The organism is Streptomyces sp. Ru71 (genome assembly GCF_002920535.1).
GTDB lineage: Bacteria > Actinomycetota > Actinomycetes > Streptomycetales > Streptomycetaceae > Streptomyces.
Genome location: NZ_PQSS01000048.1, coordinates 49,917 through 57,002 on the forward strand (window position 1 = coordinate 49,917; position 7,086 = coordinate 57,002).

A 7,086-nucleotide genomic window follows, 5' to 3' on the forward strand; every position below is an offset into this window, starting at 1 on the left:
GGCGCCGTCGGAGAGGACCTGTCCCGTGGTCAGGATTGCCGTCGATCTGAACCGCTGTCAGGGGTACATGCAGTGCGCATTCCTCGCCCCAGAGGTCTTCGCCATGCACGGCGAGGAGGCGCTGCTGTACACCCCGGAGGCCGACGAGGCACAGCGCGAGAAGCTGGCCCAGGCCGCCGCGGCCTGCCCCGTCCAGGCCATCCTCGTCGATGCCGTGGACGCACCGGCCGAGGCGGTGCCCGATGCCCGGTGACCTCAGCCTGGAACGGCTCCGGCGCGAGGGCCGCATCGTCGTCGTCGGCGCCTCGCTGGCCGGCCTGCGGGCCGCGGAAGCCCTGCGGGAGAAGGGGTTCGCGGGGTCGCTGACCCTGATCGGCGACGAGCCCTGCGCACCGTACGACCGGCCCCCGCTGTCCAAGCAGGTGCTGCTGGGCCGGGCCGACGCCGAGCGCACCGCACTGCCCAGGCTCCGCGACGTCGACGCGACCTGGCGGCTCGGCGTACCGGCCACCGGACTCGACATGGCCGCCCGCCGGGTGCGGCTGGCCGACGGCGACGAGGTGCCCTACGACCGGCTGCTGATCACCACCGGGGTGAGGGCGCGACCGTGGCCGCACGAGGCCGAGGCGGAACTCGACGGCGTCTTCGTGCTGCGCACCCGCGACGACAGCGCCGCCCTCGTGCGGCGGCTCGACGCGTCCCCCCGGAGGGTCCTCGTCATCGGGGCCGGGTTCACCGGCTCCGAGATCGCCTCCGCCTGCCGTGAACGCGGCATCGCCGTCACCGTCGCCGAACGCGGCGCGGCCCCCTTGGTCGGCGCGCTCGGCGGGGTGGTCGGCGCGGTCGCCGCCGAGATGCAGCGTGAGCACGGTGTGGACCTGCGGTGCGGGGTGATGGTGACCGCGCTGGAGGGTGATGCCGCGGGACGGGTGCGTGCCGCGCACCTGTCCGACGGCTCCACCGTGGAGACCGACGTGGTGATCGTCTCGCTCGGTGCCCTGCGCAACACCGAATGGCTCGCCGGCTCCGGGCTCGGCGCCGGCCCCCGCGGCATCGCCTGCGACGCCGGCTGCCGCGCCTTCGACATCCGGGGCATCGTGACCGACGACATCTACGCGGCCGGTGACGTCGCCCGCTGCCCGCACCCCCTGTTCGGCTACCAGTTCCTGTCCCTGGAGCACTGGGGCAACGCCGTCACCCAGGCCGGGATCGCCGCGCACAACATGCTCAGCGAGAGCACCGACCGCCTCCCGCACCTGGAGGTGCCGGCGTTCTGGTCCTCCCAGTTCGGCGTCAACATCAAGTCGGTCGGAGTGCCGTCGCTGGGCACGGAGATCCTCATCGCGCAGGGCTCGCTGAAGGAACACCGGTTCGTCGGCGTCTACGGCTACCAGGGGCGCGTCATCGGCGCGGTCGCCTTCGACCAGGCCCGGTGGCTGCCGTTCTACCAGGAGCTGATCGAGACCACCGCGCCGTTCCCGCCGCCGTATCCCACGGTGGACCGGCGCCCGGACGGACAGCGCCCCCTCGACGCGGACTTCCCCGACCCGTCGGTCCCCACGCACGGCCCCACCGTGACCCTCAGCGGATACTCGCCGGCCGATCGCCGGATGACGTTCACCCCGGCGCACTGACCGCCCGGCCACGAGGACCCGAGGACTCGCCATGACGCAATCCCCGCTGCACCGGATCCTGGACTTCGCCAACCGCGCCGATCCGTACCCGATCTACGAAGAGCTGCGCCGCACACCGGTCCACCACGAGGACGGCGGGCCCTACGTCGTCAGCACCTATTACGAGATCCGCAGCCTGCTGCACGATCCGCGGATCAGCTCCGACGCCCGCAACCTGGCCTCCACCGCCGCCGACCCGCTGCCCGAGGCACCCGCCGAGGAGAGCGCCCTGCCGCCCGGCTTCCTCAAGCTCGACCCGCCCGAACACGACCGGCTGCGCCGCATGACCAACCGGCCCTTCGGCCCGCCGCACTCCCCGCACCGGGTCGACTCGATGCGCGGGGAGCTCCACGACATCGTCACCGGACTCATCGACGGCATCGGCGACCCCGGCCGGATCGACCTGGTGGAGCAGTTCTCCTACCCCTTCCCGGTGACCGTGATCTGCCGGCTGCTCGGCGTGCCGCGCGAGGACGAGTCGCAGTTCCACAGCTGGGCCGACACCCTCGCCGCGAGCCTGGACCCCGACCCGGACGCCGATCCGGCCGAGCGGGGCAAGGACGCGCACGAGGCCCGGATGCAGCTGGGCATGTACCTGGCCGGCCTGATCGAGGAGCGCCGCCGCAACCCCGGCGAGGACATGCTCTCCCAACTGGCGACGGCCAAGGGCGGGGACGGCCCGATGAGCACCATGGAACTGCTCAGCACCGCGGCGCTGCTGCTGATCGCGGGGCACGAGACCACGGTCAACCTCATCACCAACGGCATGCTGACCCTGCTGCGCCACCCGGACGTCCTCCAGCGGCTGCGTGCCGAGCCGCGGCTGGCCGTGCCCCTCGTCGAGGAACTGCTGCGCTTCGAGCCGCCGGTGCAGCTGCTGCCGCAGCGCACCACCCTGGCCGACATCGAGGTCGGCGGCGTCACGATCCCCAAGGGCGCCTCCCTCTGGCTGCTCCTGGCGTCGGGCAACCGCGACCCGAAGCGCTTCGAGAACCCGGACCGCTTCGACCCGGACCGCCCGGACATCCAGCACCTCGGCCTGGGCAGCGGCATCCACAGCTGCTTCGGCGCACCGCTCGCCCGGCTGGAGGCCCAGCTCGCCCTGTCGGAGCTGGCCCGCAGGCTGGACAACCCCCGCCTGCTCCAGGACCCGCCGCCGTACCGGCAGAACGCCGTGCTGCGCGGCCCGCGCCACCTCCACCTCGCCTGCGACGGCATCCGCCCCTAGGCCCTAGGCCCTAGGCCGGGTCGTCCTCCGTGCCGAGCCGGCGCAGGAGCCGCGGCAGGGCGGTGCCGATGGGCTCGCGCACCACCTCGTCGGCGAGTTCGTCGTACGGCGTCGGCTCGGCGTTGACGACGATCAGCCGTGCCCCGTGGTCGGCGGCGACCCCGGCGAGCCCGGCCGCAGGCTGCACCTGGAGGCTGGTGCCGACGGCGACGAACACCTGGCAGGCCTTGCTGATCGCCACCGCCTGGCCGAGGACGAGCGGGTCCAGCCGCTCGCCGAACATCACCGTCGCCGGCTTCAGGATGCCGCCGCACACCGGGCACGAGGGATCCTCCTCCCCGGCCTCCAGCCGGGCGAGGGCGTCCTCCATCGAGCCGCGCACATGACACGCGGTGCACACCACCTCGCGGGCGCTGCCGTGCAGTTCGAGCACCTTGCGGGCGGGCATCCCGGCCAGCTGGTGCAGCCCGTCCACGTTCTGCGTGATCACCCGCACCGGCACGCCGGACCGCTCCAGCTCCGCGACGGCCCGGTGCGCGGCGTTGGGCCGCGCCCCCAGCGCGCCGCTCTCGCGCCGCATCCGCCACGAGCGCCGCCGAATCTCCGGGTCGCCCATGTAGTACTCGTACGTCACCAGCTTCTCGGCGTCCGGATCGCGCCGCCACAGCCCGTTCGGCCCGCGGTAGTCGGGGATGCCGGAGTCGGTGGAGATGCCGGCCCCGCTGAGGACGGCGACGAGGGGCTTGGTCATGCCGCCGAGGGTAGAGCGGGACGATCGCACGGGCGAACGGATATCCGTACGCCGTGCGCGACCGCCGGTGTAGTGTCCGCCCATGGCCAAGGTGACCGTCTCGCTCGACGCCGAACTCGTCGTGGAAGTCATGGTGCTCGCCGGTGTCGGCAGCCCCCAGGACGCCGTGGAACTGGTCGTGCGCGACTACATCGAGCGCGGTCACCGCACCGAGGCCCGCACGGCGACCCGGGAGGAGGCGCTGCGCGAGGTGGACGTCAAGCCCCGGGACCCGGAGGGCTGAGCACCCCCACCCGCCGCCGGCCGTCAGGCCACCCGGTGGCCGTTCTCCAGTTCCACCGTGCCGGAGCCGTCCGCCAGGACGTCGAGGGCGGCCAGGACACGGCGGCCCAGGGCGTCGAGGAGGTAGTCGGTCAGCTCCTCGCGCGCGACCAGCCGCCAGGACAGCAGCTCCTCCTCCTGCAGACGGATCGCCTTGAAGTCGTCCTCGCCCAGCACCCCGCCGTCGTACAGGTACGCCACCAGCGGCGGCCGGCCCGGGCCGTGCACCCAGTCCACCGCGAGCAGCCGGCCCAGCGGCCGGTCCAGGCCGATCTCCTCCAGCGTCTCGCGGCGCGCGCCCTGCCGGGGCGTCTCACCGTCGTCGGACTCGATCGTGCCGCCCGGCAGCGCCCAGCCCTCGCGGTAGTTGGGCTCCACCAGCAGCACCCGCCCCTCGGCGTCCCGGAACAGGGCGGCGGCCCCGGCCAGCACACGGGGCAGCGAGGCGATGTACGCGGCGAAGTCAGCAGTGGTCATCCAGGAAGGGTAACCAGCGGCCGCCCCCGTCCGGGGTGCCGCAGCCCCCGGCCGGGGTCACGAGACGCCCGTCCCGGTTCACGCCGGACCCGTACCGGGTCACGCGAGGCCCGTCCCGGGTCACGCGGTGCTCGCTCCGGATCAGACGGCGCTCGGATCGAGGCACGCGGTGCTCGCCCGGGTCACCCCTGCGTCGCCGCCAGCCGCAGCGTCCGCTCGGCCAGCTCGCTGATGCGCACCCCGTCGAAGCCGAACACGGCGCTGCGCACGGTGTCCTCCAGCGGCCGCGTCCACTGCGCCGGGATCGCCTCCGCCCCGGTCATCACCCCGGCCACCGAACCCGCCGTCGCGCCGTTGGAGTCGGTGTCCAGTCCGCCGCGCACGGTCAGCGCGATGGTGCGGGTGAAGTCGCCGTCGCCGTACAGCAGACCCGCGGTGAGGACGGCGGCGTTCGGCACGGTGTGGATCCAGCCCAGGCCCGCGGTCTCCTCCTCGACCGTGGCCAGGGTGTCCTCCCAGGACAGGCCGGTCTCGTGCAGGGACACCACCCGGCGCACGGTCCGCGCCAGCCGGCTGCTCGCCGGTACGACCGCCAGCGCCTCCTCCAGCGCGTCGCGCACGCTCGGCGCGCTGAACGCGGCGGAGACCAGCGCCGCCGCGAACATCGCCCCGTACACCCCGTTGCCGGTGTGCGACAGCACCGCGTCCCGGCGGGCCAGCAGGGCGGCGCGGCGCGGGGCGCCCGGGCAGGTCCAGCCGAAGACGTCGGCGCGGATGAGGGCGCCGATCCACTCCTGGTAGGGGTTGTCGAAGGTGGCCGTCAGCGGCGGCTTGAGCCCGTTGGCGAGATTGCGGTACGCCGCCCGCTCCGCCGTGAAGGTCTGCAGGTACGGCAGCCTCAGCAGCCACAGGTCGCCGACCTGCTCGGTGCTGAAGGCGAAGCCGTACGTCTCCAGCAGGTGCAGGCCGAGGACGGCGTAGTCGATGTCGTCGTCCCGGCAGCTGCCGTGGACGCGGCCGCGCACGCACATCCGCCACTCCGGCCGCAGCGGCGGGTCGTGCGCGTCGCCCTCCACCGGCTCGGGCAGGTAGTCGGTCAGCGGCAGCGCGCCGGCCCGCCGCAGATAGCGGTCGATGCGGTCCCGGGTCCACAGCTCGCCCTGCTCCACCGGCTTGCCGAGCATGTTCCCCGCGATCCGGCCGAGCCAGCCCCCGAGGATGCGGTCGGCCGGCTCCGGCCCGGTGTGCGCAGCGGTCATGGGGGAGGGGTACCCGCTCGCGGCGGGGTCTGCGCAGGCGAGCGGGGCGTTCCAGGGTGCGGGCGGGGCATGACGGCGGGGGCGTACTCCGGTTAAGGTCGCAGCGGCGCGACTGGCCTGACGTGCGTCGGGCCCGGAGAGCAAGGGGATAGCAAGGTGGCGGACGCTGCTGTGGAGGGCACCCGGCGGGTGCTCGTTGCCGCGGACAAGTTCAAGGGCTCGCTGACGGCGGTGGAGGTCGCCCAGCGGGTGACGGCCGGGCTGCGCCGGGTCGTACCCGGTGTGGAGGTCGAGACCCTCCCCGTCGCGGACGGCGGCGACGGCACGGTCGCGGCTGCCGTGGCGGCCGGTTTCGAACGCCGGGAGGTCCGGGTCACCGGTCCGCTCGGCGAGCCGGTCACGGCTGCCTTCGCGCTGCGCGACGGCACCGCGGTGGTGGAGATGGCCGAGGCCTCGGGCCTCCAGCTGCTCCCGGCGGGCGTCTTCGCCCCCCTGACCGCCACCACGTACGGCTCCGGCGAGGTGCTGAAGGCCGCGCTCGACGCGGGCGCCCGCACGATCGTCTTCGGCGTGGGCGGCAGCGCCACCACCGACGGCGGCGCGGGCATGCTGGCCGCCCTCGGCGCGGTGTTCCTGGACGCCGACGGCGAGCCGGTCGGCCCGGGCGGCGGCGCCCTGGCGGACCTCGCCTCGGCCGACCTGTCGGGCGTGGACCCGCGCTTCGCCGAGGTGGACTTCGTCCTGGCCAGCGACGTGGACAATCCGCTCACCGGCCCGAAGGGCTGCGCGGCGGTGTACGGCCCGCAGAAGGGCGCCTCCGAGGAGGACGTGGCGACCCTGACGCGGCCCTCGCGCACTACGCGCAGGTCCTGGAGAAGGCCATCGGCCCCAAGGCCACCGAGCTCGCCGCGTCCCCGGGTGCCGGCGGCGCGGGCGGCATCGGCTACGGCGCCCTGCTGCTCGGCGCGAGCTTCCGCCCCGGCATCGAGCTGATGCTGGAGGTGCTCGGCTTCGCCCCGGCGCTGCAGCGGGCCACGCTGGTGATCACCGGCGAGGGCTCCCTGGACGAGCAGACCCTGCACGGCAAGGCCCCGGCGGGTGTCGCGGCGGCGGCGCGGGCGGCGGACAAGGAGGTCGTCGCGGTCTGCGGCCGCCTCGCCCTCCCGCACGAGGCCCTGGGCCGGGCCGGCATCCGCCGCGCGTACCCCCTGACGGAGATCGAGCCGGACGTGGCGAAGTGCATCGCGGACGCGGGCCCGATCCTGGAACGCGTGGCGGAACAGATCGCGAAGGACTACCTGGCCTGACCCCTCGGCCGCCGGGCTGCCGTGCCGGCCGCCCCGACGTGCCTCCTCCGCCACCGCTGACCCCGGGGAC

General features: G+C 74.3%; 7 protein-coding genes and 1 pseudogene. 5 read left to right on the forward strand and 3 right to left on the reverse strand.

All coding sequences use genetic code 11. The features are described 5' to 3' along the window. Positions 1–25: 25 nt before the first annotated feature. The 3 genes from C3489_RS25165 to C3489_RS25175 are packed head-to-tail and all read left to right on the forward strand — an operon-like array spanning position 26 to position 2,901. Complete coding sequence (locus C3489_RS25165; RefSeq protein ID WP_103784333.1) at positions 26–253, forward strand: ferredoxin; 228 nt, start codon at positions 26–28, stop codon at positions 251–253. Next, positions 243–1,634: an NAD(P)/FAD-dependent oxidoreductase gene (locus tag C3489_RS25170; protein WP_103784334.1), complete on the forward strand. Its 1,392-nt coding sequence runs from the start codon at positions 243–245 to the stop codon at positions 1,632–1,634. Before C3489_RS25165 ends, C3489_RS25170 begins: the two co-directional genes overlap by 11 nt. A gap of 31 nt (positions 1,635–1,665) precedes the next feature. Next, on the forward strand, positions 1,666–2,901 hold the full coding sequence (locus tag C3489_RS25175; RefSeq protein WP_103784335.1) for a cytochrome P450: 1,236 nt from the start codon (positions 1,666–1,668) through the stop codon (positions 2,899–2,901). Positions 2,902–2,911: 10 nt separating this feature from the next. Here the strand turns inward: C3489_RS25175 and C3489_RS25180 are convergent, their stop codons facing one another. Beyond that, on the reverse strand, positions 2,912–3,652 hold the full coding sequence (locus C3489_RS25180; RefSeq protein WP_103784336.1) for a Sir2 family NAD-dependent protein deacetylase: 741 nt from the start codon (positions 3,650–3,652) through the stop codon (positions 2,912–2,914). Between the two features lie 82 nt (positions 3,653–3,734). Here C3489_RS25180 and C3489_RS25185 point away from each other — a divergent pair, with 82 nt between their 5' ends. After that, positions 3,735–3,935: a type II toxin-antitoxin system VapB family antitoxin gene (locus C3489_RS25185; RefSeq protein WP_103784337.1), complete on the forward strand. Its 201-nt coding sequence runs from the start codon at positions 3,735–3,737 to the stop codon at positions 3,933–3,935. 23 nt (positions 3,936–3,958) lie between these two features. Here the strand turns inward: C3489_RS25185 and C3489_RS25190 are convergent, their stop codons facing one another. Continuing rightward, the gene (locus C3489_RS25190) at positions 3,959–4,450 is read right to left on the reverse strand and encodes an NUDIX hydrolase (protein WP_103784338.1); all 492 of its coding nucleotides are present in this window, start codon (positions 4,448–4,450) and stop codon (positions 3,959–3,961) included. A 182-nt stretch (positions 4,451–4,632) separates the two neighbouring features. Beyond that, positions 4,633–5,709 (reverse strand): ADP-ribosylglycohydrolase family protein, encoded by a 1,077-nt coding sequence (locus tag C3489_RS25195; RefSeq protein ID WP_103784339.1) that lies wholly within the window; start codon positions 5,707–5,709, stop codon positions 4,633–4,635. A 156-nt stretch (positions 5,710–5,865) separates the two neighbouring features. On the opposite strand from C3489_RS25195, the pseudogene C3489_RS25200 reads away from it, so the two are divergent. Next, a pseudogene (locus tag C3489_RS25200) lies at positions 5,866–7,016 on the forward strand (glycerate kinase). The last annotated feature ends 70 nt before the right edge of the window (positions 7,017–7,086 follow it).

Coding starts and splice junctions, on each gene's coding strand:
- C3489_RS25195 (WP_103784339.1), bottom strand. CDS start 5,709: ATGACCGCTGCGCACACCGGGCCGGAGCCGGCCGACCGCATCCTCGGG.
- C3489_RS25170 (WP_103784334.1), top strand. CDS start 243: ATGCCCGGTGACCTCAGCCTGGAACGGCTCCGGCGCGAGGGCCGCATC.
- C3489_RS25185 (WP_103784337.1), top strand. CDS start 3,735: ATGGCCAAGGTGACCGTCTCGCTCGACGCCGAACTCGTCGTGGAAGTC.
- C3489_RS25180 (WP_103784336.1), bottom strand. CDS start 3,652: ATGACCAAGCCCCTCGTCGCCGTCCTCAGCGGGGCCGGCATCTCCACC.
- C3489_RS25175 (WP_103784335.1), top strand. CDS start 1,666: ATGACGCAATCCCCGCTGCACCGGATCCTGGACTTCGCCAACCGCGCC.
- C3489_RS25190 (WP_103784338.1), bottom strand. CDS start 4,450: ATGACCACTGCTGACTTCGCCGCGTACATCGCCTCGCTGCCCCGTGTG.